The following is a 25935-nucleotide window of genomic DNA, read 5'->3' as shown; positions in this document are numbered from 1 at the left end:
GCTATTGCCGCTAAAGAACACCCTAAACTTACATGAAGACAACATCATTATTATTAGCTCTCTCCCTCTGCTGCTTCCTCACGCCTAGCCAAGCTCAGTTTAAGAATCACGGTCCTCAAGTATTTGCAAAAGCAGTGCAAGGAAGCCATTTCATGAAGGATAAAAATGGTAAAGAATATCTTTTTACCGTGGTTCGTGGAATCCCAGGAAGGATATTGGGCTATGACTTAAGTACCGGAAATAAAATATTAGAATCCGAGTTAACGGGTACTGATGGTTCTTGGGATATGACCGTATCGACGGATAATATCCTATATGCCACAGGAAATGGTCACATCTACTCCTACAAGCTGGGAGATCAAAAGCCTACCGCAGTGCCCTTAGGGGAACTAAACCAAAAGGTCGTTTGGGATTTACATCCGGCTGAAAATGGCACAATCTACGGTGGAACCTATCCGGATGGCTTGGTACTCAAATATCATCCCAAGACGGGATTTGAAGAAGTCTCCGACGGACCGATATACGCCGGCGAGAATTACGTGCGCGGGCTGGTCTACAATAAAAAGGATAAGAAAATTTATGCCGGGACCGGATCGAATGCCAAGTTTATTCTCCTCGACCCGAAGACAAAGCAAAAAACCGTTTTGCTACCTCATGTCAAAGACTTCAAGGAGTTTTTCTATGACATGGACATTGTGTACAACGTGAATGGAAAGGATCTTATCCTTGGCTTTATCAATAGCAATACAAACTCGCAGAGTTTTGTATATGATATACAATCGAAAGAAATCCTGCGCTCGCTTCCTCCCTTCGACATGAAATCTGTGGTCAAAGATCCGAAGTCCAATACGATTTATTATACGTCGCGATCTCAAGTATACGCGTTAGATTTAGGAAATAAGAACGCCGAACCCATAGCAATTAGCAATATCAAGGGAGCGGGAAAAGCTGGAACATGGACCAGCAAGGGGGAATATCAGGTTTTCAGCAATGCGCAAATCGTCTATCGTATCAATCCGAAAACGAAGCAAAAAGATAGCCTGACCCTCGATGTGCCGAATTCGCCTATCCATATCCAAACGATTTATTGGGGGCCGGACGATAAGGTTTGGAGTGCGGGTTATCTTGCAGGGCAGCACGGAAGCTATGACCCCAAAACCGGAGCGCATCAAGAATACCCGGGTCTCCATCAGACGGAGGGTATGAGCAGCCTGAACAATAAACTGTATTTCGGCATTTACACCAAGGCGCATATCTATTCTTACGACCTGACGAAACCGTGGAAAGTGGGTTCTGGAAACCCCAAACATCTCGGACAGATCCAAGACCAAGACCGACCATTTGCGGTGATCAGTCTAGCGAACAGAAACGAATTGATCTTTGGAACAGTGCCTCCATATGGCGAATTAGGCGGAACGATAAGCCATCTTGATGCAGCGACGGAGCAAATCAAGACGTTTGAAAACGTGATTCCTAATCAGTCCATTGTTTCACTGCTGAATCATAATGGCCGCGTATTTGGTGGATCATCCATCTCCGGGGGATTAGGTATTCTACCGACAGAAAAAAGAGGAAAGATTTTCGAATGGGATCCGGAGCGCAAGCAAGTATTATGGACGGATAGTATAGCCGATTACTGGTCTATATCCGGATTGTTCTCCGGACCTAACGGACATATCTGGGGATTCGCAGACGGCACGCTCTTCGAATACGACGCGGATCAAAAGAAAGTGGTCTATGAGCTTCCTGTCTATCGCTATCCGAGCTATCCGAGCCATATTTGGCGCAACGGTCTAGCGGTATATCATCCGAATGGCATGATCTACTTCACGCTTTCCGATAGTATGTACAGCTTCGACCCGAAAAGTAAGAAACTTACAAAGCTAAGGGATAATGCCTCCCTGATGATCCTTGGAAAGGACAATAAACTGTACTTCCGTAAGGATACCGATCTTTGGAGCTATACGCCGGAATAAAAAAAATCCACGACATTCGTTCGTGGATTTAAGGTTAATTGATTTGGTTGGTGAGTATGCTTAATCTGCTTGATTTAAAATCTTTGCAGCGTCTTGATCGTCGTATTCTATCACTAACTCTTTTAATTTGTTTTTTAACTGCTGCACAGTTTTTTCGTATTTCTTCTGTCCGTATATATTGTGCAGCTCATTTGGATCCTTCTTTAAATCGTAAAGCTCCCAAGTATCCTGCCCTTTATAGAAACGAATCAATTTATAACGCGCTGTCGTTATTCCAAAATGCGGAGAAACATGGTGCGGTTGTGGAAACTCATAATAATGGTAGTAGCTTGCTTCACGCGTCACTACATTCTTTCCGTTCGCTTTCAATAGATTAAGGAAAGATGTTCCTTGTATATCCGAAGGTACGGAAACTCCGGCAATTTCCAATAAGGTCGGCGCCCAATCTATATTTAAAGCTTGCTGTTTAAATCTTGTTCCAGGTTTAATGACCTTGGGGTAGCGAATGAGGAATGGAGTTTTTAAAGACTCCTGGTAAATAAAACGTTTGTCGAACCAGCCGTGCTCGCCGAGGTAAAAGCCCTGATCGGAGCCATAGATTACTATGGTATTTTCCGCCAAACCATGCTGATCTAAATAAGCCAATAGCTTTCCGATATTGCGATCCAGCGAATTTGCCGTTGCCAGATAATCTTTCAGATAACGCTGATATTTCCACTCTGTAAGAGCTTTCCCTGATCGTTTTTTTGCATCATGATCTTTGGCAATTTCATCGTAATATGCTTGTACCTTGGCAGCTTGTTCTTTATTCAGGCGTTCGTACATTCCCTGATAGACCAAGCGTTCTACGGTCTGTTTCTCACGATCGTTCAACACTTTATTGCCATAGCGCCGCTGTATTATTCTTTTGCGCTTCGCCGCAGCCTCTTCATCCGATAGTCCAAACTTGGCATGTACTTTTAGGTCGTCCGAAATACGCATGCTTTTCTCGATGCTCATGTCCTGATCGGCCGCGGCTTTCCTGTTTTCATAGGTATCATAAAATGTTTCCGGCAGCGGGAATTCAACATCATCATAAATCCCTAAATCTTCAATCGCAGGCAGCCATTCTCTGTGGGTTGCCTTCTCTCCAACAACTAGAAAGAATGGCTTTTCCTTATCCCTATTATCCATCCAATCCGTCGCAAACTCGGTGATGATATCCGTCACATAGCCCTCATGTCGAGTGGTATCATTCTTGGAATCGATAAAATCTGGGTTATAGTAGTATCCTTGACCGGGTAAGATTTTCCAATCATCAAAGGCATCGCCTGGCAAGGATCCGAGATGCCACTTCCCTATCCAAGCTGTCTGATAATCACCTTGCTTCATCAATCGGCTGAACAGGGTTTGGTTAATATCAAACTTCCCTTCGTTGGCGAGGTAGCCATTTTTATGGCTGTACTTTCCGGTGAGGAGATTTGCGCGCGATGGCCCGCAGATGGAATTGGTGACCATGAAGTTTTCGAATAATGCCCCTTCATTTGCAATCCTATCGATATTCGACGTGTTTACTAGCTTGTTTCCGTAAGCACCGATTGCCTGATAGGCATGATCGTCGGAAAATATAAAAATGATATTGGGCTTCTTCTCCTGCGCCTTGACTTGTATGGCGCCGATAGACAACATACATATAGCGGAACACAAGAATAGAAAGACACTTTTCATAGCTGCTGGATTAGATTTATTTCTGCTAAGGTAGCAAATTAGCCATAATCAGGGATATGGATATCTGGAAGAATTTGGCAATTTTGTTTTAGATAAATGCAAACTATGAAATCATTATTTCTTTCACTCTCCCTATGTGTATTTTCACTAGGGTCTACTTATGCTCAGATGCACAAACTTTTCAAATTAGACTACCAATTTGTGGCTTCGGAAATGCCAAAGAATGCCGAATTTGCCGAGATAGAAGCTTTCCAAACAGTCTATGTTAATGATAAGCTGATCAAAGTGTCACCGAGTACTTTGGAAAGCCCAATTTATTTAGTAGACAAAAAGTCGAATATAGGTTCTATCATATTCCCAGATTCCCAACAATATACAGTGGTAAGCACTGGAAATATGACGATGGAAGAGATTGAAGGGATGAGTTTTGACTTTGTGGAGGGAAAGACCAAAAAAATTGCAGGTTATGATTGTAAACTCGCTCAGTTGCGTATCGAGTCTTTCGCAGAGGGTGTTGAGGCAAGTATCATTGATTTTTGGTATACAGAGGCTATCCCCTCGGCTTATTGGGGGGAGTTTGATATGTTATCATTGATTCCAGGCGCGGTATTGGAATTTACCAGTGCAGGAAACGGATTTGTTGTAACACAGGTTTCGAAAGTTGATCTAGAGCAATCGGAATTTGAAGTTCCAAAAGACTACACGTTTTTGGACTTAGAGGAAGAAGAAGCGAATGACGCGGATTCAATCGGTACCTTAGCAGGCATGCAGCTGGCGGATAACCGCTTCATCTATTCAAATGATGAAGGCACGCTTTATGGTCTGGCAGACGAGGATGACAAACATATCACGGGTTTACAATTCACATTTATCGATTACTATCGGGATGGCGTTGCTATCGCATCCGATTCCGAAAACAGATTTGGATTAATTGATATCAATGGGAAGCCTGTTGTTCCCTTGACTTATGAATATGTTGCGGTGGATTATAATTCAGGAGAGTATCTTTTCAGTAAAGATGGAAAGGTAGGCTTAATTAATAAGGAAGGGAAAATATTGCTAAAGCCGGAATATGATCAGATTGCGACGATGATTGATGGTAAAGCAGCGGTGTCGAAAGATGATCTTTGGGGAGTAATCGACACGCAGGGCAAAACGATTATTCCGTTTCAATACGAAATGATTACCGAACTCAATAAAACCAATTTCGTTGTTTACCACGAGGGAAGAATGGGGCTCTACAACTTAAAAACGAATAAATTGGTCAAAGATGGCTATGACTATATCTCGCTATCGCAAGATTCGCCATTGATTACTGTGCAGCAAGGTGAAAAATTCGGTTTCATCAATCCTTTGGGTGAAATTGTAATTCCCATTAAATACACTGCTGCCGGAACATTCGCGAGTGGTGAAGCGATCGTTGCAGAGGATCCGAACGGTGAAGATCAATACGTTATTAATATGAAAGGCGAGCGTGTAGAAGGAAAATAATTCTGAAAGAAAGACCTATCTTCGCAAAAGAATAAATACTGTTACAGGTTCATGTTTAAACCCTATGCCATATTAGCAAAGTACTTCGTTCGGATAATGATTTTATCTGTTCTGTTTTCACTGGGGCAATTTGCGCTGGCTCAGGACCTGCTCAGTAATTTGGCGACGCAGTATAAAAAAAGTTGGCCGAATAGCCCGGAACGTTATTTATTGACCGGCAAATATGCGCAAGCTTTATTTTTCAACGATCAGGTTGATGAAGCGTTTAAACTACTGAACGATAATATCGCATCTGCGGCAAAACTAAAGGAAGCCAAATACGTTGCTTATCTGCAGACGGTGTTAGCCATTAATTTTCAGATTGCTGAAAACCCGGCGCAGGCGAATATCCAAATCGCGAAAGCGAGGGGGAATATGGCTCGAACGCTGGATAATGAAACCAAAGGCTATGTTATGTATGGGCAAGGGTGGATTCAATCAAGGCAATTGAAGGAAGCAGAAGCTGTTCGCAGCTTTGTTACCGCTTTAGAATATTTGGATCGATCAACGAATTCAAATACGCTGTTAGGTCGAAAATCTTCCGTTTATAAAGAATTGACGGCCATATATTCCAATTGGAATGAAACCGAATTGCAGGAAAAGTACTCTAAGTTGTCCCTGGACTTGGCGATAAAACAAAAGGATCCGTCTTCGATATTTGATGGGTATATGTCTTTAGGATATCTTCACGAGCAACAGTTTCTGAAAGATGATTCGGACTTGAAACATCGGAATTTGGCTGAAAAATATTATCTGCAAGCGCTGGAAACGTATCAGAGTAATAGAGATCAAATTCCGTTTTCCTCGAATCTATCCTTCGTATCGAGCAATCTTGCGCATCTTTATCTGCGATCTTATCCCGAATCGTACAGAGCGAAGGCGAAAAAATATGCCGAATTAGCTAAGCAGCAAGGGCAACAGAGCAATGAGCATAATCATGTGTCATCGGCTTACGGAATTATGGCGGAAATGGCCCTGCAGGAAAATAACCCCGCACTAGCTAAGGAATATCTATTGGCCTCGCTTTCCGAGATCAATAACTCAAGCAATCAGGATCAGAATGTTTTGATGAGCATCTATGAAAGTCTTTCGAACATCAGCGAGAAAGAGAAGAAATATGACGAGGCCGTCAATTATTACAAGCAGTATATCGAGATTTTCAAGCGCGTATATGATCAGGAGCAATTAAATTTAGCCAAGCGATTGGAAGCACAGTTTGAAAAGGGACGGCAGGAGCAACAGGTTCAGAATCTTCAATTAGAATCCGAGAAAAAGGAGCAGCAGTTAAGCTTGATGGCCGCACTTGGGATTCAGCAGAAGCAAGATCTGGAAAACATGAAGCTTATCCAAGACAACCAATCAAAGGAGTTGGAATTAGCGAAATTAGAGACTGAAAAACAGAATCAGGCCTTGCGCATGTCGAAATTAGAAGCGCAGAACAGAGCGGCCGAAATCAGTAATTATCAACAGGAAATCAATTTCAGAGAAAAGATAAACACCTACTTTATCCTCTCCTTTGGGACGATCTTTCTCTTGTTTTTGGTCCTATTGTATGCTTATCAGCAGCGTTCAAAACATATGAAGCAGAATGATGCGCTCCATCAGCTGGCGCTCGAACAAGAACGTCAGCACTCCAAAATATCAACACTGACGGCGATGCTACATGGACAAGAATTGGAGCGCGGCAGATTGGCACGCGATTTACACGATGGATTAGGCGGCTTACTATCCGGCACAAAGCTTCATCTATCCCAATTAAATGATCGTATTACCGACAACAACAAAGACACCATGGATAAGACCATGGGGCACTTGGATCTAGCAGTCGATGAGCTACGGCGTGTCGCCCATAACCTGATGCCTGATCTGTTGCAGAAATATGGATTGCAAGAAGCATTATCAGACTACGCCAGCCGTATGTCAACGGATACCTTAGACGTGGATGTACAGTTTTTACATTACGATAATCAATTATCAATCGATAAACAGCTCATCGTTTATCGGATTATTCAGGAATTGGTAAATAATGCGATTAAGCATGCCAAGCCAGCGCAGATTCTGGTTCAAGTGGTAGAAGAAGAAAAAAATTATCAGATTACGGTGGAAGATGATGGCATAGGCTTCGATCCGGAAGCCCTTAAAATCAACCAATCTGCCGGACTGCATAATATACAATCGAGGGTAGAATTCTTGAAAGGAACAGTGCAAATTAATTCAGAAATCGATCAAGGAACGAGTATAGAGTTTCAGTTTCCAAAAACTAACAAGGTATGATAAACATTGCAATTGCTGATGACCACCCTTTATTATTAGAGGGTCTAAGAAATATTCTATCGAAAGAGGAAGATTTAACCGTGGTAGGATGTTATCCCAACGCTGAGGCGTTGCAGGCTGCATTGAAGCATGAAAAGATTGATATTCTATTATTGGATATCAACCTATCGGACACGAATAGTTTAGAGCTGATCAGTCCTTTACGAGCAAGCTATCCAGCTATGCACATTATCATTATTAGTGTGCATAACGAATATGCGGTTATCAATTCAGCTTTCCAAGAGGGTGCAGAAGGCTATATACAGAAGAACTCCTCCATTGATGAAATTCTATTGGGTATTCAGCACATTCTGAATGGAAAGCGTTTTATGTGCTCTCAAACCAAGAGTATTGTCGATAAAAAAAATCAGAGCGAGTTGAAGAGCGTCCCGAAACTGACACGACGTGAAAGAGAAATTTTAGTCGAGGCGGCAATGGGATTAACGACCATTCAAATTGCAGACAAACTGTTTATCAGTCACCACACGGTAGAGAGCCATCGAAAGAATTTAATTGAGAAATTTAAAGCTTCAAATCTGAGTTCTGCCATAAAAATGGCCTATGAATATGGGCTAATCTTAGAGCTAAAATCATAAATCAAGAAGGGTTGTCCATAATGAACAACCCTTCTCTTTTTTAAAAAGCTTCTATTCGTTTTCATCCAAATTTCCACTTTTCAATATCTGACTACTCAGAAGTTAAATCGATTACATTTTATCTAACCAAGATTCAACTTCCTCTTTAGTCTTCCCTGTTTTCTTTTGAAGTTTGCCTAGTAACTCATCTTCTTTTCCTTCTGCGTAAAGTAGATCATCATCAGTAAGATCGGCATATTCTTGCTTTACTTTTCCTTTGATTTCGTTCCAACGGCCTTTCCATGTTAACTTGTTCATACTCTTTCTCCTTTTTAATGTTTATTAATGTGATTTATATAGATAACAGTTCTAAATCAAAAAGGTTTGCTTTTTTTTTAAACTGGTACTTTTCTATCTGATTCTCTTTCCCAAACACGATGTCCTTTCATTACTTCGATGAAATCGCCTGTTAAATTATTTGCAGATTCGAGCACAACGCCTTTATCAAGTCCTTTCATTTTAATATAGCTGAGATCGATTAAAGACTCTGCACCTTTGGCAAATGCCAAAGCTTTGCAATGTCTGTATCCTTCGTTGATAAATTGAACATAGTCCGGCTCTGTCTTCAATATGTTTACAGAATCTCCATCCGGCGTATAGCATGCGTCAAAGCAAACCGATGCATCCGTTAAGTAAGAATGCTGTACTTCTTCTGTATCACCCTCTTTATATTTCAAAGCACCTACTTTCGTTGAGACCAATACGGCCTGTGCTTTCTCTGCCTTCAAAGCTTTTCTCATCTTGTCGACTGATTTCTTGCTCACGCCATCAGCCACCAAGAAAGCGACCTTTCTTGTTGCTATACTACCCTCTCCCGCTTTGGTTTCCATGCTCAATGCTGGCGATTTCTCGACTTCGGGCTTATTCGGTTTAATCGGGTAGTTCGGATGATTTTGACGCGCAAACTGCAAGGTCAGTTCATCCAACTGTTGAGGAGGTTCTAATCCCAAGTTTTTACCAACAGCGCTCGCTAATTTCTTATCGATTTGATTCAAGATCGCCAATTCTCGCTTGCGCACTGCTACAGAATTCACCTTTGACAGCTCAAAACTAAAGGCGCTGATGATATGTTGTTTTTCCGCTTCGGACTGTGAGTTAAAGAACAAGCGCGCCTGCGTAAAATGATCAGCGAAGGAGCTTGAACGCCCGCGAATTTTCTTCGCGTCTATTTTTTCCGCATGCGACTCAAAACCTTTTTCTCCTTTCAACATGGCATGATAAGGACAACCTCCACCCAAGCTGTTTGGGAAATAGCTGACATTGCCTTTTAACACGTCAGTTCTATGGAAACCATCTTTTTGGTTGTTATATTTTCCATTCACAGGCCTATTAATCGGAAGCTCGTGAAAGTTCGGACCGCCCAGTCTATAATTCTGTGTATCAGCATAAGAAAATACTCTTCCCTGCAAGAGCGGATCGTTACTGAAGTCTATCCCCGGTACTAAACGTCCTGGATCAAATGCAATCTGCTCGGTTTCCGCGAAGAAATTTTCAGGATTGCGGTTCAAGGTCATAGTTCCTATAATCTGAACGGGCACAAGCTCCTCTGGAATTATTTTAGTCGGATCGAGAATATCAAAAGAGTATTTCATCTCATCTTCTTCCGGAATCAACTGTACGCCTAAATCCCATTGTGGGAAATCGCCATTATCAATAGCCTCCCATAAATCACGGCGATGAAAATCGGCATCATATCCTGATATCTTTTGTGCTTCTTGCCATGCTACCTGATGAACTCCCAACTTTGGTTTCCAATGGAACTTTACGAAAGTTGCTTTACCTTGGTCATTAATAAACTTGAAGGTATGCACACCAAAACCTTCCATCATTCTCAAAGAGCGAGGAATAGCGCGGTCGGACATGACCCATAAGGACATATGAGCAGACTCAGGCATCAATGAAATAAAATCCCAAAAGGTATCGTGGGCAGAAGCGGCTTGCGGAATTTCTTTGTCTGGTTCTGGTTTTACCGCATGTACGACATCCGGGAATTGCATAGCATCCTGAATAAAGAATACTGGAATATTGTTTCCGACAAGATCGTAATTACCTTCTTCGGTGTAAAATTTAACAGAAAATCCGCGTACATCACGTGCGAGATCAGTAGACCCTTTAAAACCCGCCACAGTAGAAAATCTCGTAAATAAAGGGGTAATCGTTCCTTTTTGTAAGAACTTCGCCCTAGTGTATTTGCTCATATCTGCCGTAGCTTCAAAAACACCATGTGCTCCGGAACCACGCGCATGAACTACGCGCTCAGGAATTCGCTCGCGATCAAAATGAGCTAGTTTATCCTGATAGATAAAGTCTTCCAATAAAGAAGGACCGCGTTCTCCAGCTTTTAACGTATTATTATTGTCATGAATAGGAACCCCATCATTCGTGGTCATGGTTCGATTTTGATTATCAACAACATGAGCATCAATCTGAGCTGTTTTAGGATTTGACTTATTCTGTTTTTTCATAGTAAAGTGGATTGAGATTTATGAATACGTTGTAACAACAATCCACCATGAAAAAGGTTCAAGAGAAATCAAAAAAAAACTACCTGCGCATCGAATGGCCTCCGCTGCGCAGCTTAATATCCTAAAAACTTATTAGCTAATTTTGATCTAAGTGCTTCTCAATACCTCCAAAGGTGATCTTCGCAAAACCGATAGGCTATTTAAAAGCCCAATGATGACCGTCATTGCACTAACTAATAAAATTAGAAGCAAAACAAACCCGATATCAGGAACAAAAGCGCTCTCAAACACAAAAATAGCTAGAATATTACTCGCTATAAGCGAGATGAACAAACCTGTTACAGCCGCTAATAGACCGAGGAACATGTATTCACTAATGGTAATCAGAAATATTTGTTTCCGACTCGCTCCTATCGTCCGGAGCAACACATTCTCACGAATACGTTGGTATTTACTGATTCGAACAGATGAAATCAAAACGACAATACCTGTCAGGATGCTGAAACCACCGATAAACTGAATGATGAAGCCGATTTTATCGAGAATATTATTTAAGATGACCAAGATCGCATTCATATCGATTACCGATACATTGGGAAATTGATTCACTACCTTCTGCTGGAACTGGCTAGCCTCCCTTTCTCCCGAAACTTTGGTCATCATAAGATAGAATTGAGGCGCATCATCGATACTGCCCTTCGCAAAGACCATACGGAAGTTCGACTGAAAGCGATTCCAATCAACCTGACGTAAGCTGCTCACTTTGGCGGCTAACCGCATTCCCTGTACATTCATGGTCAATACGTCTCCGACTTTTACCCCAATTCCTTCCGCATAGCGTTCGTCCAAAGATACCGAGGCTGTATCAGAAGGGGCCACCCGCCCCACCCATTTCCCTTTCGTCACCTTTTCCGATGCAGAAAGGCTGTCTCGGTAAGTTGCTCGGATCTCACCACGAAACGCGCGATTAGAAATCTCAATAGTCGTATCTTTCAATACGTCCTTTAATGATGTGCCATTCACTTGCTCAATAAACATCGTCACGATAGGAACACTCTCCAAAATTGGGTATCCTTCGCCCTTCGCCATAGATTGAAGAGAGTCACGTTGCGACGGTTGAATATCAAACATAAGCATATTTGCCTCATTCTGCTCGGCGGAGACAGCAATGCGCTTTAGTAGAATATCCTGAACGAAGTATAGCGTTGAGATTAAAGTAGTGCCTAGGCCGATAGAAACAATCAGAATTACGGTTTGATTATTCGGGCGCCAAAGATTGGAAAGCCCCTGTCGCCAAAGGTACGGCCATCTGGAAGGGAAGAATTTACGAATCAGCCAGGTAAAACCTTTGGCTACTCCGTAGAGTAATAAGAACGTCAGTGCTATACCTAGGCTGAACAATAAGGTCTGCGTCCAATTCTCCATTTGAATCCTGGCAAACATCACGATGAAGCCAGCAATCAAAGCATAGATCCACCCCTTTAAAGGATCTTTAAACAGCCCTTCTTCATCGTCCTGAACGCGCAGGGAGTTCAGCGGCGAGATATGCCGAACGGAAAGTAATGGTAATAAAGCAAATAATACCGCAATTACTAAACCGATAATGATTCCCTCAAAGATTGCAGGCCATACAACCTGGGTAGTCAACTGTACCGGAAGAACATCCTGCATCACAAGCGGGATGACGTACTGAATTGCCGTGCCTAAGGCAGCGCCGATAATTCCTCCGATCAAACCGATGGCGGCAAACTGGATCAGAAAGATAAAGAATGCTTGTTTTGCGGTCGTTCCTAAACAACGAAGAATAGCAACAGACATCAACTTTTCACGGACGTAGATCTGAACGGCAGAAGATACACCGATACAGCCCAACAAGAGGGCAACAAAGCCTACCAATTCCATAAAACTAGCCATATCAGCAAAGGAGCGTCCGGTGTTTTCTTTCGTCGTCGCGATGGTCGAACTCCGTAGCTGGAGCGTGCTAAGCTTATCCTTCCAGTTTTCTATTTTTTTATCGATGGCGAAATTCTTGGGCAACTTGAAATAGAAATGGTATTCAATGCGGCTGCCTTGCTGTTGTAGTCCGGCGTCTTTCAGCTGTTCCAATGGGATAAACAAGCTTGGGGCCATTGCGCCCGAAAAAGCACTCTGACCAGGTTGCGAAGTGATGCTTCCCAAAATAGGATAGCTCTTAGATCCTAGCTGAACCGTATCGCCGAAGGACGCGTTGTATTGCAAAAAAAGTGAATTGTCTATATAAAGACCTGCATGTTTCGCGAAGTCATTAAAAACCTGATCCGGATGAGTTTCAACTGCGCCGTAAAAAGGATATGGCCCTTCAAGTGCCCTGACCTGAACAAAGCGGGAGGCATTCGCCTTGGGAATACGCAGCATAGACATAAAACGCTCTTCCTTAGCAAATCCTAAGCTGACCTCTTTAAGCGAGTCGATAAATGCCAAAGCTTCCTCCGTCGGCTTCCGATTGCTCTCCAACGCTAAGTCCGCACCGATCAACTCTGCCGCCTGATTATCAATATCGACCTTCAGATTCCGATTGAAAGAGTTCAGGGAAACGAGAGAGGCAATACCTAGAATAATAGAAGAGATAAAAAGAAATAAACGTGATCTGTTCTTTCTACTGTCCCGCCAGGCCATTAAGAAAATCCATCTCCAATTCATTGAATCTGCCCTCCTTTAATGGGAATAACCTGTTGTGTTTTTGCTGCTAATTCAAGATCATGTGTCACGATGATAAGCGTCGTCCCGGAGGCTCTGTTAAGCTCAAAAAGCATCTCCTCGATAATCTGGCTCGTTTCTGCATCCAAATTCCCAGTAGGTTCATCAGCAAATAAAATCTTCGGTTTGTTTGCGAAAGCACGGGCAAGCGATACACGTTGCTGCTCGCCTCCGGAGAGCTGCGATGGATAGTGGTTAGCTCGAGCAGCAAGACCAACACGTTCCAGAAGCTCCATAGCAACTGACTGATTGTTGCGAATCCCCTTTAACTCCATCGGAACCATCACATTTTCCAACGCCGTAAGCGTCGGCAAGAGCTGAAAGTTCTGAAAAACGAATCCAACATGTTCATTGCGTATTTGCGCAAGCTTATCCTCACTCAACCCGCTTAATTCAATTCCATTCAGACGAATGGACCCCTCAGACGCTTGGTCAAGACCAGCACACAAACCCAAAAGCGTGGACTTTCCGCTTCCTGACGGGCCAACGATAGCGACGGTTGATCCATCTTCCACTTGAATATTAATATCTTTTAAAACCGGAATATCCTTCCCTTCTAAGCTGTAGTTTTTGAAAACATGCTGTAATTCTAAGATCATAGTAGACATATATCACTAAAAGTATATCTTTTTTTGGTTAATTTAGTTCCATGAACTATATCAAAACGTCTTTTTCAATTCTATCAGCCATAATTTTACTTGCGGCTTGCAATAATCCCCAAAACCAACAAACCTCTCAGCAACAACAGGATACTGTAATGCAGCAAACAACAGCTGCTGAGAAAAAACAGAACATCGTTTTCTTTGGTAATAGTTTAACTGCGGGCTTAGGATTAGAAAATCAAACTGAAGCATTCCCCGCATTGATTCAACAGAAAATAGATTCATTAGGATTGAATTATAATTGTATCAACGCTGGCTTAAGTGGCGAAACAAGTGCTGGAGGAAAAGATCGCATTGATTGGTTGCTGAAAGAGCCTATTGATGTTTTTGTATTGGAGTTGGGTGCGAACGACGGGCTCAGAGGCATCAAGCCCGAGACAACAAAGAAGAATCTGGGAGAAATAGTCGATAAAGTGATCAAAGCCTATCCCAACTGTAAACTGGTATTGGCGGGTATGAAAGTTCCACCGAGCATGGGCGAAGCCTATTTTAAAGAATTCGAAGCAATCTTCCCTGCCCTTGCGCAGGAAAAAGACATGACCCTAGTACCCTTCTTACTTGATAATGTGGCAGGGATAGCTAAGTTGAATCAACAGGATGCTGTTCACCCTACAAAAGAGGGCCAGCTTATCCTTGCAGAGAATGTATGGAAGCATTTACAAGGCATTCTGTAGTAAAAGCAGGTACAGCACAAGATTAGAAAAAGCAACTTTCAAAAAAAAAAGGCCTCCTGAATCAGGCGGCCTTTATATATTAACGAATCCTAAATTAACTATTTTACATAGACCTGTTGAGTCTGTTTCCCAAGCTTCACATGAGGAAACTGCTTATCAAAATCGATCATCACATCACCATCCTCAATCTTCCCATCAGCATTTGAGTCCCATGCTATCGCCACATAATAGTTTACCGAGTCTCCTTTTCTGACTTTAGGCTCTATCAGATTAAGATAATCCTTTGGCAACTCAAAATCCACATTAAATGGAATTGCTTTAGCATCAAAATCAACAACGGCTATCTCCGTCGCTGCTGCATCCGCCAGGTTAGCAGCAACCGCAAACAAGGTCGCTTTTCCTTTTGTATTTGAAATAGTCGGTGTCGTTGTTCCGACAAATTCCACTCTTAATGACTTTTCTTCCTTAAAAGAATCAGATGAATTTTTCAAACCGCAGCTCGCAATCATCATCGACACACCTAATACTAACAATAATTTACCCATAAATAATATATTTTTCTTATTTAGATAAACGTATAAAATCGTATAACGCTACAAAAAACTTTCATGTTCCTAATAAAGCACAAGGCGAGTTTTAAATCAAATACGTTAAAAAAATGAAACAACCGTGCCAAAATCCGAATGTGTGATAATATTTAACAATTAACCAGACCCATATACCAATAAAAATACTCGGAAATTGAAATCTCTTCAATTCCTAAAACCTATCTTTGTCTGTTTTTAATGGCCCAACAAAACGCATCCATGTTCAAATTCTCGATTCAAGATCTAAGACAAGTCAATTGGAAGACCGAGATACTCGCTGGTTTAACCGTTGCGATGACGATGATTCCAGAATCCCTATCCTTTGCAATCTTAGCTGGCTTGAGCCCGTTGACGGGACTTTATGGAGCCTTCCTCATGGGCTTAGTGACTTCCATACTTGGGGGCAGACCCGGTATGGTCTCCGGTGGCGCTGGAGCCACTATCGTTGTCTTAATCGCATTAATCAGTTCACATGGCGTTGAATATCTATTTGCAACCGTAGCATTAGCGGGAATATTACAGATTATGGTTGGTGCTTTTAAACTTGGCAAGTTTGTCAGACTCATTCCGCAACCCGTCATGTTTGGATTTCTAAACGGACTCGCCATCATTATTTTTATGGCGCAACTTGAACAATTCAAAATCGTCGAAAACGGAGTAGCGCATTGGATGACAGGGTCTATGCTCTATACCATGTTAGGATTAACAGCATTGACTATAGCGATCGTTTTAACAGTCCCTAAAATTACCAAAGCAGTACCTTCTTCTTTGATTGCAATCTTTATTGTATTTGCAGTTGTTCAGTTTATGGATATCGATACGAAAAAGGTGCTGGACATAGCGAGCATCGCCGGAGACTTCCCTCCATTTCATATACCCGCTGTGCCCTTCAATTTAGAGACCTTGCAAATCATATTTCCTTATGCGTTGATTATGGCTTCCGTTGGTTTAATCGAGTCGTTATTAACGCTTAGTATGGTGGATGAGTTGACCAATTCAAAAGGCTCTTCAAACAAGGAAGCTGTTGCGCAAGGAACAGCCAATATTGTCAATGGCTTTTTCACAGGAATGGGAGGCTGCGCTATGGTCGCGCAGACCCTAGTTAATATCAATGCAGGTGCGAGAACCAAACTATCTGCGTTTATAGGTGCAATAACTATTCTTATTATCATCTTGGTAGGCGCGCCTTTTATCGAATTGATACCACTCGCAGCACTCGTGGGTGTGATGATGATTGTCGCCATTACCACATTCAAATGGGGTTTCTTTAAAATGCTGAGCAAGATGCCAAAATCCGATATCTTTGTCGGCATTTTAGTCGCAGCGATTACGGTTGTGCTACACAACCTAGCATTAGCCGTGCTCGTCGGCGTCATTATTTCTGCGCTCGTCTTTGCCTGGGATAGTGCTGTACGCATTCGCGCAAGGAAATCAAACGACGAATATGGCAATAAGATTTACGAAATATACGGTCCGCTTTTCTTTGGGTCCGTCACTAATTTCATGGATAAGTTTGAGGCTGAACAGGATCCCGACCGTATCATTATCGATTTTCGAGAATCCAGAATAGTGGATATGTCAGCCATAGACGCCGTTAGTAAATTGACGGCTCGCTATGCTAGTCTACAGAAAACGGTCGTACTGCGACATTTAAGCAAAGATTCTATTAAGCTGTTGGAAAATGCCAAAGGAATCATTGAAGTCAATATTCAGGAAGATCCAACTTATAAAGTCATGCCCGAAAAGTAAATAAAAAACCGACTTTTTCAAGTCGGTTATCCTGCATCAATATCAAATGTGCATATCAAGTTTTATCTTCTATCCGAACTGTCCGTTAATATAATTAGCAGTCATTTCATTCAGAGGATTTCCGAAAATCTGTTGTGTCGGCCCCTCTTCTTTTACTTCACCCAAATACATAAATACGGTTTTATCAGCAATCCGCTGTGCCTGCTGCATATTATGCGTCACAATCACAATCGTATAGTTTTTCTTTAAATGCGTGATTAACTCTTCTATCTTCAAGGTACTAACAGGGTCCAAAGCGGAGCATGGTTCGTCCATCAAAATCACCTCAGGACGTAGAGCAACAGCTCTGGCAATACATAAGCGTTGCTGCTGACCACCGGACAAGCGGGTTGCCGGCATCTTCAAGTCATTCTTCACTTCCTCCCAGAGGAAAGCTTCGCGCAGGGCTTTCTCGATCACCCCCTTATCATGTGGAAGATTATTGATCTTCAAGCCATAAGCAATGTTATCATAAATACTTTTCGGAAAAGGATTTGCCTTTTGAAAGACCATCCCTATGCGTTTTCTAATTTCCGTTACGGGAACACCTTTGGAATAAAGATTAAGGTCCTCCAATTTCAAACTTCCGTCGATCTTGGCATCCGGAGACAGGTCGTGCATCCGGTTAAAACTTCTCAGCAGCGTACTCTTGCCACAGCCCGAAGGTCCAATCAATGCTGTAATCTCATTCTCTGCAAATGAAATATTAACATTCTTTAATACATGCTTTGCTCCAAAGCTGATATTCAAATTTTCAGCTGATAATTTAGACTTCATTTTTTCTATACTTATAACGAATGTAGAACGCAGTAAGGTTCAATAAAAAGACAACAACAACGAGTACTAGTGCCGTCCCATAAGCAATAGGGCGAACCTCATCGATAGACTGATGCTGCGTTGATAACATATATAAATGGTATGGCAAAGCCATAAATTCTTGATTGATAAAACCCGTAGTGCCGTTAATATAAAATGCTGCACCCGTGAATAAGATGGGCGCAGTTTCTCCGGCTGCGCGGCTCAACGTCAATACAACGCCCGTCAAGATCCCCGACATCGCCGATGGAATAACCACATCCTTAATCGTCTCGAATTTCGTTGCCCCAACAGCAAGAGCAGCTTCGCGCGTACTGTTCGGAATACGCATCAATGCTTCCTCAGTCGTGGTGATGATATAAGGTAAAGAAAGCAATCCTAAAGTTAACCCGGCAGCCAGTAAGGAAGTTCCAAGCTCCATCGATTGTACAAATAAGGCTAAACCAAATAATCCGTATATGATACTCGGTACGCCTGAAAGATTACGAATAGACGCTCTGATCGTTCGGGTCAACCAATTGTCCTCCGCATATTCATGCAAATATATCGCACAACATACACCGAAAGGGATCGAGAATATAGCCGTAATTAATGTCAATAAGACCGTTCCAATAATCGGAGTTAAGATTCCACCCTTTGTCATTCCATCGGTTGGAACCGACGAAACAAATTCCCAGGAAAGCTGTCCCGCACCCTTGGAAACAATTTCCCAAATAACAACAACTAAGAAGAAACAAACCAGAATGGTACTAGTCAATAGAGTACCCCACTCTACAACCTTAGATAATTTCGATGATCTATACTGCATGGAATTTTCTAAAACGGTTAATGAAATACTCGCCTAACATATTAGCCGCTAGGGTCATCATAAATAAAACTGTCGCAATTGCATAAAGCGCGAAATAATGGGTCGTCTGATAAGGCACCTCGCCCATCTCGATTGCAATGGTCGCCGTCATTGTCTTCACCGAGTCGAAGAAACCGGTCGGCATCAATGCAGCATTACCGGTTGCCATAAGCACGGTCATTGTCTCTCCGATTGCACGCCCCACGCCCAACATAACCGCAGCAATAATACCAGGTGCAGCAGCAGGGATAACGACTTTTCTCAATGTTTCCCATTTCGTCGCTCCCACACCGTAGCTAGCTTCCTTATAAGTTTTCGGAACAGCGTGAATCGCATCCTCCGCAACAGTAATAATCGTAGGCAAAGCCATAACTGCCAAAAGGATAGCGCCATTTAAAGCATTCAAACCATTCGATAGGTCAGCCAAACTCGCAATACCAGGGCTTACGACAACAATACCTAAGAAACCAATTACAACCGACGGAATCGCCGCCAGCATTTCAACAGTCGGTTTCAAGATATTCTTAACTCGAGGACTTGCATACTCTGCAATAAATGCTGCCGTACCAATACCTAATGGAATAGCAATCAACATAGCACCGAATGTTACCAACGTTGTACTTAGAATCAAAGGAAGCATGCCATATTTAGGATCGTTCGCCGTTGGATTCCATTCCATCCCTGTGATGAAGTCCAATGGTTTGACATCTAAGAAAAAAGAAAAAGAATTATAAACTAACATGGCGAGAATACCGCCCAATAATGCCAGAACCAGTAGTCCTGTTGCTTTAAAAATATACTTAAAGCAGAGGTCTAAAGACAGTCGTGTTTTATATTTCATGTTGTTGATTTTCTAAGGTATAATAACCGTGCTCTTCAATGAGCTTTCTACCGATTCCACCGCGTTCGAAATTGATAAATGGACGTACTTTTTCCCAAGATTTCGCCAACACAAATTGGTATAGAGGGCGTTGGAAATAATACTTACTATTATTGATGGCCTCCGGGTCCAACGGAGAATAAGCGATTGCAGCAGCGTTCTCGCGAATCTTTACAATCTTCACTTTCTGACTGCTGTTCGGATCATGAGCAACATAGCCTGCCCCCACATAACCGATACCTGTCTTATCGGCTTTTACACCCTCAATAATTTGTGCATTGCCCGTCATCTCCTTAGCAGTATTGGCAAACTCAATCTTCAACTTCTTTTTGATAAAGGAATGCGTACCGGAACTACTCTGTCTACCATAGATATTTATAGGCTCGTCGAAGTCGATAATCTCGTTCCAATTCTTGATCTTACCACTTAGAATCAAACCTAGTGTATCAACAGTAAGCTCTTCCAAAGGCAGATCTTTATGAACAACAAATGCCGTCGCATCCTCCGCGAAAACAATTGTCTTGAGCTCAATATTTTTTTCTTTAAACTGCTCAATTTCTTCATCCGATAAAGGGCGCGATGAGTTCGCAATATCGGCTTGACCATTCATAAGAGATGTTATTCCTAAACCAGAACCACCGCCTGAAATAGCAATACTGAACGTGGGATCAAGTTCCGTGAATTGCTCGGCAAGATTAACCGCCAAATTCACCTCAGTATCAGAGCCTTTCATCTTTATCGAGTTCGTATTGGTACTGCACGAATTGAAAAACAATAAGGAAATAACACAAAAACTTGAAAAATAGTTAATAATCTTTTGTTTCATCCCTACAAAATTGAGGTTTCAATATTACCTCAATGTTAAGACAATATTATCCTAATGGTAGATTATCAGATTTATGTAAGGAAATTGTAAAGTTGATGAGAACAGTATATTAAATGGTACCGAGCGACGTCTCGAAAGACAAAAACCTTTGATTTTCCCCTCGCGACACAAGACAACATCAGGATGCTTCTCGAACTTTGAAAATAGATATTTGCAAAAAAAAGCCACCCAACATGAGCTGGATGACTTCGATTATGAATTGTAAGAGGTTAGCCGAAAATTATAATTTTACATCAAACATCAAGTGTTTATCGCTACGGATAAATGTCGACACGACTTCGTAAGTTAGTTTCGATTGTCCCGCTTCCGCAGTAAGGATTTGCTTAGACTCTGGGTATAAAACAATACGTTTGCTGCCATTCCCCGATTTCAGCTCCAATTCAAAGTACAGATCAGAATTGTTTGAAATTTCATAGTACTTCGTGGTCGTTTGTGCACTTTTATTTGTCTTCTCATAATAAGGAGCACTGATAGAAACACAGGCATTCATGAGATTTCTAACATGCTCTTCTTTTCCAAAAAGATAATTACTTGACCATACAACCGTACGTCCAGCTTCCAACCCTTCACGGATACCGGCTGCTGAACGATCTTTTGACATGATCAGCGTCATCGTGCGGTGCACCCCCTCTTGTCCAATATTATAATCATGAGCAATAAGGTTGTGAATATCCGTATTTCCAATGATCGTCAAATTACGATCTAACGCCCAATCCAACGCTTTTTTATGAAAGCCTAATCCATTCACTACTTCAATACCGTGAAGTTTCTTCTCTTGATACATCTTTTCAACAAAATCAATCCATTCGTACGAGCCTGCTATGCTGCTTGCCTTCCAACCCGGATGATTCCAAAAAATAAAGGCCTTTTGAGCGGCTGCCTTATCGATTGCTTCCTGGTCTAACGCAGAGTCATTATTTTCAACTAAGGTCGAAGCATCTTGAATAAACAACGCATTAAAGTGTCCTGGAGGCGTTTTACGAGTAACCTCCGTGCCTTTTACTAAAACAATGTTATTCTCTTTGGCTAACTCTACCGCTAAATCATGCGAACGGTTATGATCCACTTTCACATCTTTCGAATGCGGGTTGTATTCCATGTGCTCCGTATAGGAAATTGCATCCAATCCTTCACGCCAAGCCTCTTGAACACGAACATTCGGCCATACATGTCCATCGGTAAATACAGTATGCATGTGGAAATCACATTTCAATACCTGTAGGCCATTAACATTCGGGATGTTTAAAATCGTACGTTTCGCAGGATATGCGAACTCTTGTAAGCGCATGATACCAGCATCAGTCTGTGCCTGAAGAAAAGAAACGCTTAACAGCAACGAACTTGCTAGGGCTGTAGTGAATTTCATTATAGAGGTTATTTTATTTTAGCCAAAAATAAAGACAGGTTATTAATAGAATATTAAATCTGTGTTTAATTTTATTTAAAAAAAACGATCCTCTAAGCTTATTTCGAAAGATTTTTCAACTAAAGATAAGAAATATCGCTCCGCTCTTTCGTTAACTGAAGCAAATTATTGCGAAGATTCGGCGATTCAAAATTGATCATACCAATCTTTTTTATCACCATTTCTCCATTCTTTGCGATGATTATCGTCATGGGGATGGAGTTTGTCTGCATATGGGACGGAAGCGCAGCTCCTAAAGAATATAAGGGAATACTATATTTTCGCTTTTTAAAGAATTTTGAAGCTTTCTCCGGATCCTGATCCATCTCCACCGCGGCAAAAACAATATCCTTTTCCGAAGCTAAAGACGAATAAAGCTTTTCTAACGAAGGTAATTCTGCAATGCAGGGCTGGCACCAAGTTGCCCAAAAATTCAGCACAACTACTTTCCCCTTCATCTCCGACAGCTTAACCAATTTGCCATCCTGATCAATAAGCGCCAAGTCAGTAGACGAAATACTGCTGTCCATCGATACGGGCTCCTGTTCTTGCGCAATTGACGGCATGGCGGCAAAGAGAGAGAAAACTAAAAATAAAAGGGTAATTGGGTATCTCAGATTCATCAACTTTATTTTAGAATAAAAAACGACTCTTCCCTAAAATATGGAAAAACTATCGTTTAAAAAACTTGCATGCATCCTCTGAAGCAGCAACACTGATTTATCGAATCAATCAAAGGAAAACTTGCGACGTACATTTAGACCAGCACCCTAATCTCGTTACGGAGCAACACAATCTGCTCTTCATTTTCCAGCTTTTTCAATATCCGAGAAACCACGACTCTAGAGCTGTTCAAGTCCGACGCAATTTCCTGATGGGTTAGTGTTAATATAGGACTGTCCGTAAGTCGTACCTTTTCTTTCAGATAATTCATGATACGCATTTCCATATTCGAAAAAGCCAGGTTATCAATTGCACCCAGCATTTCATTCATTCGCGAAGAATAACTGCTCAAGATAAACTCGCGCCAGGAACTGTATTTGGCGAGCCATTCATTCAGATACTGATTAGGGATCATCGCCACTAATGTGGGCATCTCTGCCTGTGCTCTGATCTCACTTTTCTTCGTCCCAACGCAACAGGCAATCGACATCGTACAGGTCTCTCCTTTCGCCAAATAATACAGAAGAATCTCCCCTTCTTTTGCGTCTTCCCGTACAATCTTAATCGCCCCGTCAATCAAAAGTGGCATCGAGCGTACATACTGTCCAATATCAATAATGACTTCCCCAGTTTCGAAAGTCCGCATAATAGCAACCGCCTCAATCTCTTCGATTAAGGCGGGTTCTAATATATTTTGATAAGCGTCTGCTATTAAACTCATAGAGCGTTTGCTAGGTTGTTTCTTTCCCTTTGTTTTTCCAATCAATGAAACTGCCTGCGTAATTATAAACCTGCTCAAAGCCATTCTTCTCTAAGAAAGATGCTGCAATTGTAGCCCGGTCACCCGATTGACATTGTATAATGATCTTCTTGTCTTTATACTCTGTCGGCAATTTCTTCGGTAAGTTACCAATAAATTTATGAATCGCACCAGGAATATGAGCGGTTTCAAACTCTGTCTTTCCTCGCACATCAAACAATACCGTATCCTCCTTGTCTTTCCAAGACTCTACCGTGTCAGCATCCACTAATTTTGTCTCTGACAATGGAACAGTAGATAGATCGGTCACAAATGCTTCGATATGATCCATCCCGATACGCATTAACTTGCGCGTAATTTCTTCCTGACGCCCCTCTTCAGCTACGATCACTAGGTTTTTATCAAAAGGCAACATCCATCCGGCCCAATTCGCTAGCGAATTATTGTTCTGAATGTTAATAGCCCCTTTAACATGTCCTTTAGCAAACTCTACCTTATTGCGCGTATCCACTAAGATGCTATCCGACTTCGCCAAACCCTCCTCAATGGAAATTGTAGGATGCGTAGGCACTTCTACCAATAATGGTCTATCCACCTTGTTTAGCTTCTTCATCATTGCAAAATAGGTGGGAGCCTCCGGTTGATCGCTCAATAGATAGTTCTTAAAACCCTCATAATCTTCGCCGAATTGGAATGCCCAGTTACGAATTTTCTCATATCCAACGGTACTGCTTGGCACTGCTCCCAAAGCTTTCCCACAGGCAGAACCCGCGCCATGACCCGGCCATACTTGAACGTAGTCTGGCAATGCGATAAATTTCTTTAAGGATGCAAACATTTGCTCAGCACCGATATCCTTGGTGCCGATCATGCCTGCTGCTTCCTCTAACAAATCAGGACGACCGATATCACCAACAAAGACAAAATCTCCAGTAAAGATCATCACAGGTTCCTCGGAAGCAGGATGGTCGCGAAGGATGAAACTGATACTTTCAGGCGTATGACCCGGGGTATGCATCACCGTTAGGCTCAAGTTCCCTACTTTAATAACATCCCCATCCTTTAATCCCTCGTGTGCAAACTCGTACTGCCAATCCGCACCGCCTTCATCCGACAAGTATAACTTCGCCCCTGTCAACTCCGCCAGTTCACGAGATCCGGCAAGGAAGTCCGCATGAATATGCGTTTCTGCGATATGCGTAATCTCCATGTTATTTTGCTTTGCGATTTCCAGATAGACATCAACATCGCGCTGCGCATCAATAACGATTGCCACTTTTTTTGCTTGACAGCCTATAAAATAACTAGCTTGTGCTAGCGTCTTGTCGTAAACTTGTTGAAAAAACATCTTTAAATTTATATTTCGTTTAAAACTTGTCGCTATCGTCCAATATTAACCGAAGGGCGATAGAAACTTTCATAATATAACAAAGCTATAGCTTAAATTCAGCATAGACAGTTACAAATGTTACACAGCAAGATAGATTAGTGAGGTAATTTATTCTTCAACAAACCATAGAAATAAGTACCTAGCAAAGCAAATGCGATAACGATAAGCATAGGATACACGCCGGCGCCTAGTAAAACAAAGATTGGCCCCGGACAGGCTCCTACTAAAGCCCAGCCTAATCCAAAAAAGATACCACCGATTAGGTAACGCGGAATGGATTTGGCTTTATCTGCAATAACAATCTTTTCCCCATCTGCATCTTTTGCTTGCGAACGCTTTATAAGCTGCACAGCAATAACCCCGACAACAAGTGCGGTTCCGATAAATCCATACATATGGAAAGATTGGAAATTGAACATTTCATAAATGCGAAACCAAGATGCGGCCTCCGCTTTATACATAACCACACCAAACAATATTCCTAAAAGGATAAATAATACTTTTCTCATGACTTTATTAGAAGATTAAGGGGAATAATACATGAACCATAACCAGTCCGCCAATAAAAAATCCGATGACCGCGACTAAGGATGGCCATTGCAAATCACTCAAACCCGAAATTGCGTGTCCGGATGTACAGCCGCCGGCATAACGTGTTCCGAAACCGATCAATAGTCCGCCAATTGCTAAAATAAGAACGTTCTTAACACTCATTAGCTCAAAGATCTCCGAAGGTGAGTACGCCGCTCCGGCAGATTCAAATCCCATCGCCTTTAATTGGGCGATGCTATCTTCAGAAATTGCCGGAATCTGATTATCGGAAAGATAATGAGCCGCAACATATCCCCCTATAATAGAGCCCGCGAGGAACAGAAGGTTCCAACCTTGCGCCTTCCAATTGAAGTCGAAAAAGCTGCAGGACTTTCCAGCGCCCAGCGCCGAGCAGATATTTCTGAAGTTCGATGAAAATCCAAAGCTTTTACCTAAATAAATTAATGCCAGCATGATTAGCGCGACAAGAGATCCACCCACATACCAGGGCCAGGGTCCTAAAATTAATTCCATATTTCCTTTCATTTTTTTACAAAGGTACTGCCCCTATGCTAGTCCGATGGTAACATAAGTTACACCGATTCGCAGCTAACATCGATTCTTCATTCATCATTTCTAGGTCAGTAATCTTCCTCTGTAACAAAGGTAACCAAAATAGCAAAG

Annotated in this window: 22 protein-coding genes; 6 read left to right on the top strand and 16 right to left on the bottom strand. The window is 42.0% G+C overall.

Annotated features, from left to right (window positions below):
* Window positions 1–32 precede the first annotated feature (32 nt).
* The gene (locus QYC40_RS03895; protein ID WP_301992500.1) at window positions 33–1976 is read left to right on the top strand and encodes a hypothetical protein; all 1944 of its coding nucleotides are present in this window, start codon (window positions 33–35) and stop codon (window positions 1974–1976) included.
* 60 nt (window positions 1977–2036) lie between these two features.
* On the opposite strand, the gene QYC40_RS03890 is transcribed toward QYC40_RS03895, so the two are convergent.
* On the bottom strand, window positions 2037–3683 hold the full coding sequence (locus tag QYC40_RS03890; protein ID WP_301992498.1) for a sulfatase: 1647 nt from the start codon (window positions 3681–3683) through the stop codon (window positions 2037–2039).
* A gap of 105 nt (window positions 3684–3788) precedes the next feature.
* Between QYC40_RS03890 and QYC40_RS03885 the strand changes: the two genes are divergently transcribed.
* From QYC40_RS03885 to QYC40_RS03875, 3 genes are all read left to right on the top strand, one after another.
* A complete protein-coding gene (locus QYC40_RS03885; protein ID WP_301992497.1) occupies window positions 3789–5174 on the top strand; it encodes a WG repeat-containing protein in 1386 nt (461 codons plus the stop codon).
* Between the two features lie 96 nt (window positions 5175–5270).
* The gene (locus QYC40_RS03880; protein WP_301992496.1) at window positions 5271–7487 is read left to right on the top strand and encodes an ATP-binding protein; all 2217 of its coding nucleotides are present in this window, start codon (window positions 5271–5273) and stop codon (window positions 7485–7487) included.
* Window positions 7484–8122, top strand: a complete 639-nt coding sequence (locus QYC40_RS03875) for a response regulator transcription factor (RefSeq protein ID WP_301992495.1) — start codon at window positions 7484–7486, stop codon at window positions 8120–8122. Before QYC40_RS03880 ends, QYC40_RS03875 begins: the two co-directional genes overlap by 4 nt.
* Window positions 8123–8233: 111 nt before the next feature.
* Here the strand turns inward: QYC40_RS03875 and QYC40_RS03870 are convergent, their stop codons facing one another.
* From QYC40_RS03870 to QYC40_RS03855, 4 genes are all read right to left on the bottom strand, one after another.
* A complete protein-coding gene (locus QYC40_RS03870; RefSeq protein ID WP_153511941.1) occupies window positions 8234–8419 on the bottom strand; it encodes a CsbD family protein in 186 nt (61 codons plus the stop codon).
* A 77-nt stretch (window positions 8420–8496) separates the two neighbouring features.
* The gene (locus tag QYC40_RS03865) at window positions 8497–10626 is read right to left on the bottom strand and encodes a catalase (RefSeq protein ID WP_301992493.1); all 2130 of its coding nucleotides are present in this window, start codon (window positions 10624–10626) and stop codon (window positions 8497–8499) included.
* A 147-nt stretch (window positions 10627–10773) separates the two neighbouring features.
* Window positions 10774–13305, bottom strand: a complete 2532-nt coding sequence (locus tag QYC40_RS03860; RefSeq protein ID WP_301992492.1) for an ABC transporter permease — start codon at window positions 13303–13305, stop codon at window positions 10774–10776.
* Complete coding sequence (locus QYC40_RS03855; protein ID WP_367652318.1) at window positions 13302–13970, bottom strand: ABC transporter ATP-binding protein; 669 nt, start codon at window positions 13968–13970, stop codon at window positions 13302–13304. The genes QYC40_RS03860 and QYC40_RS03855 overlap by 4 nt, the downstream gene beginning before the upstream one ends.
* A gap of 149 nt (window positions 13971–14119) precedes the next feature.
* On the opposite strand from QYC40_RS03855, the gene QYC40_RS03850 reads away from it, so the two are divergent.
* Window positions 14120–14698: an arylesterase gene (locus tag QYC40_RS03850; protein WP_301992490.1), complete on the top strand. Its 579-nt coding sequence runs from the start codon at window positions 14120–14122 to the stop codon at window positions 14696–14698.
* A 98-nt stretch (window positions 14699–14796) separates the two neighbouring features.
* Here QYC40_RS03850 and QYC40_RS03845 read toward each other — a convergent pair whose 3' ends face one another.
* Complete coding sequence (locus QYC40_RS03845) at window positions 14797–15243, bottom strand: hypothetical protein (RefSeq protein ID WP_301992488.1); 447 nt, start codon at window positions 15241–15243, stop codon at window positions 14797–14799.
* Between the two features lie 240 nt (window positions 15244–15483).
* Here QYC40_RS03845 and QYC40_RS03840 point away from each other — a divergent pair, with 240 nt between their 5' ends.
* Window positions 15484–17034, top strand: a complete 1551-nt coding sequence (locus QYC40_RS03840; protein WP_301992485.1) for a SulP family inorganic anion transporter — start codon at window positions 15484–15486, stop codon at window positions 17032–17034.
* Window positions 17035–17103: 69 nt separating this feature from the next.
* Here the strand turns inward: QYC40_RS03840 and pstB are convergent, their stop codons facing one another.
* The 10 genes from pstB to QYC40_RS03790 form a co-directional block, all read right to left on the bottom strand.
* A complete protein-coding gene (gene pstB / locus QYC40_RS03835; RefSeq protein ID WP_301992484.1) occupies window positions 17104–17850 on the bottom strand; it encodes a phosphate ABC transporter ATP-binding protein PstB in 747 nt (248 codons plus the stop codon).
* The gene (gene pstA, locus QYC40_RS03830) at window positions 17840–18697 is read right to left on the bottom strand and encodes a phosphate ABC transporter permease PstA (RefSeq protein ID WP_301992483.1); all 858 of its coding nucleotides are present in this window, start codon (window positions 18695–18697) and stop codon (window positions 17840–17842) included. The genes pstB and pstA overlap by 11 nt, the downstream gene beginning before the upstream one ends.
* The gene (gene pstC / locus QYC40_RS03825) at window positions 18687–19577 is read right to left on the bottom strand and encodes a phosphate ABC transporter permease subunit PstC (RefSeq protein ID WP_301992482.1); all 891 of its coding nucleotides are present in this window, start codon (window positions 19575–19577) and stop codon (window positions 18687–18689) included. Before pstC ends, pstA begins: the two co-directional genes overlap by 11 nt.
* Complete coding sequence (locus tag QYC40_RS03820; protein WP_301993688.1) at window positions 19567–20391, bottom strand: PstS family phosphate ABC transporter substrate-binding protein; 825 nt, start codon at window positions 20389–20391, stop codon at window positions 19567–19569. Before QYC40_RS03820 ends, pstC begins: the two co-directional genes overlap by 11 nt.
* 331 nt (window positions 20392–20722) lie before the next feature.
* A complete protein-coding gene (locus tag QYC40_RS03815; RefSeq protein WP_301992481.1) occupies window positions 20723–21868 on the bottom strand; it encodes an Sb-PDE family phosphodiesterase in 1146 nt (381 codons plus the stop codon).
* Between the two features lie 119 nt (window positions 21869–21987).
* Window positions 21988–22530, bottom strand: coding sequence for a TlpA disulfide reductase family protein (locus QYC40_RS03810; RefSeq protein ID WP_301992480.1), 543 nt, complete (start codon window positions 22528–22530; stop codon window positions 21988–21990).
* 134 nt (window positions 22531–22664) lie between these two features.
* Complete coding sequence (locus QYC40_RS03805) at window positions 22665–23291, bottom strand: Crp/Fnr family transcriptional regulator (RefSeq protein ID WP_301992479.1); 627 nt, start codon at window positions 23289–23291, stop codon at window positions 22665–22667.
* 10 nt (window positions 23292–23301) lie between these two features.
* Window positions 23302–24678, bottom strand: coding sequence for a rhodanese-like domain-containing protein (locus QYC40_RS03800; protein WP_301992478.1), 1377 nt, complete (start codon window positions 24676–24678; stop codon window positions 23302–23304).
* 137 nt (window positions 24679–24815) lie between these two features.
* Window positions 24816–25229 (bottom strand): DUF6691 family protein, encoded by a 414-nt coding sequence (locus QYC40_RS03795; protein ID WP_301992477.1) that lies wholly within the window; start codon window positions 25227–25229, stop codon window positions 24816–24818.
* A gap of 7 nt (window positions 25230–25236) precedes the next feature.
* Window positions 25237–25785, bottom strand: a complete 549-nt coding sequence (locus QYC40_RS03790; RefSeq protein WP_301992476.1) for a YeeE/YedE family protein — start codon at window positions 25783–25785, stop codon at window positions 25237–25239.
* Window positions 25786–25935: the final 150 nt, after the last annotated feature.

Source organism: Sphingobacterium sp. BN32, assembly GCF_030503615.1.
GTDB lineage: Bacteria > Bacteroidota > Bacteroidia > Sphingobacteriales > Sphingobacteriaceae > Sphingobacterium.
This window is presented reverse-complemented; position numbering and strand designations above follow the sequence as displayed.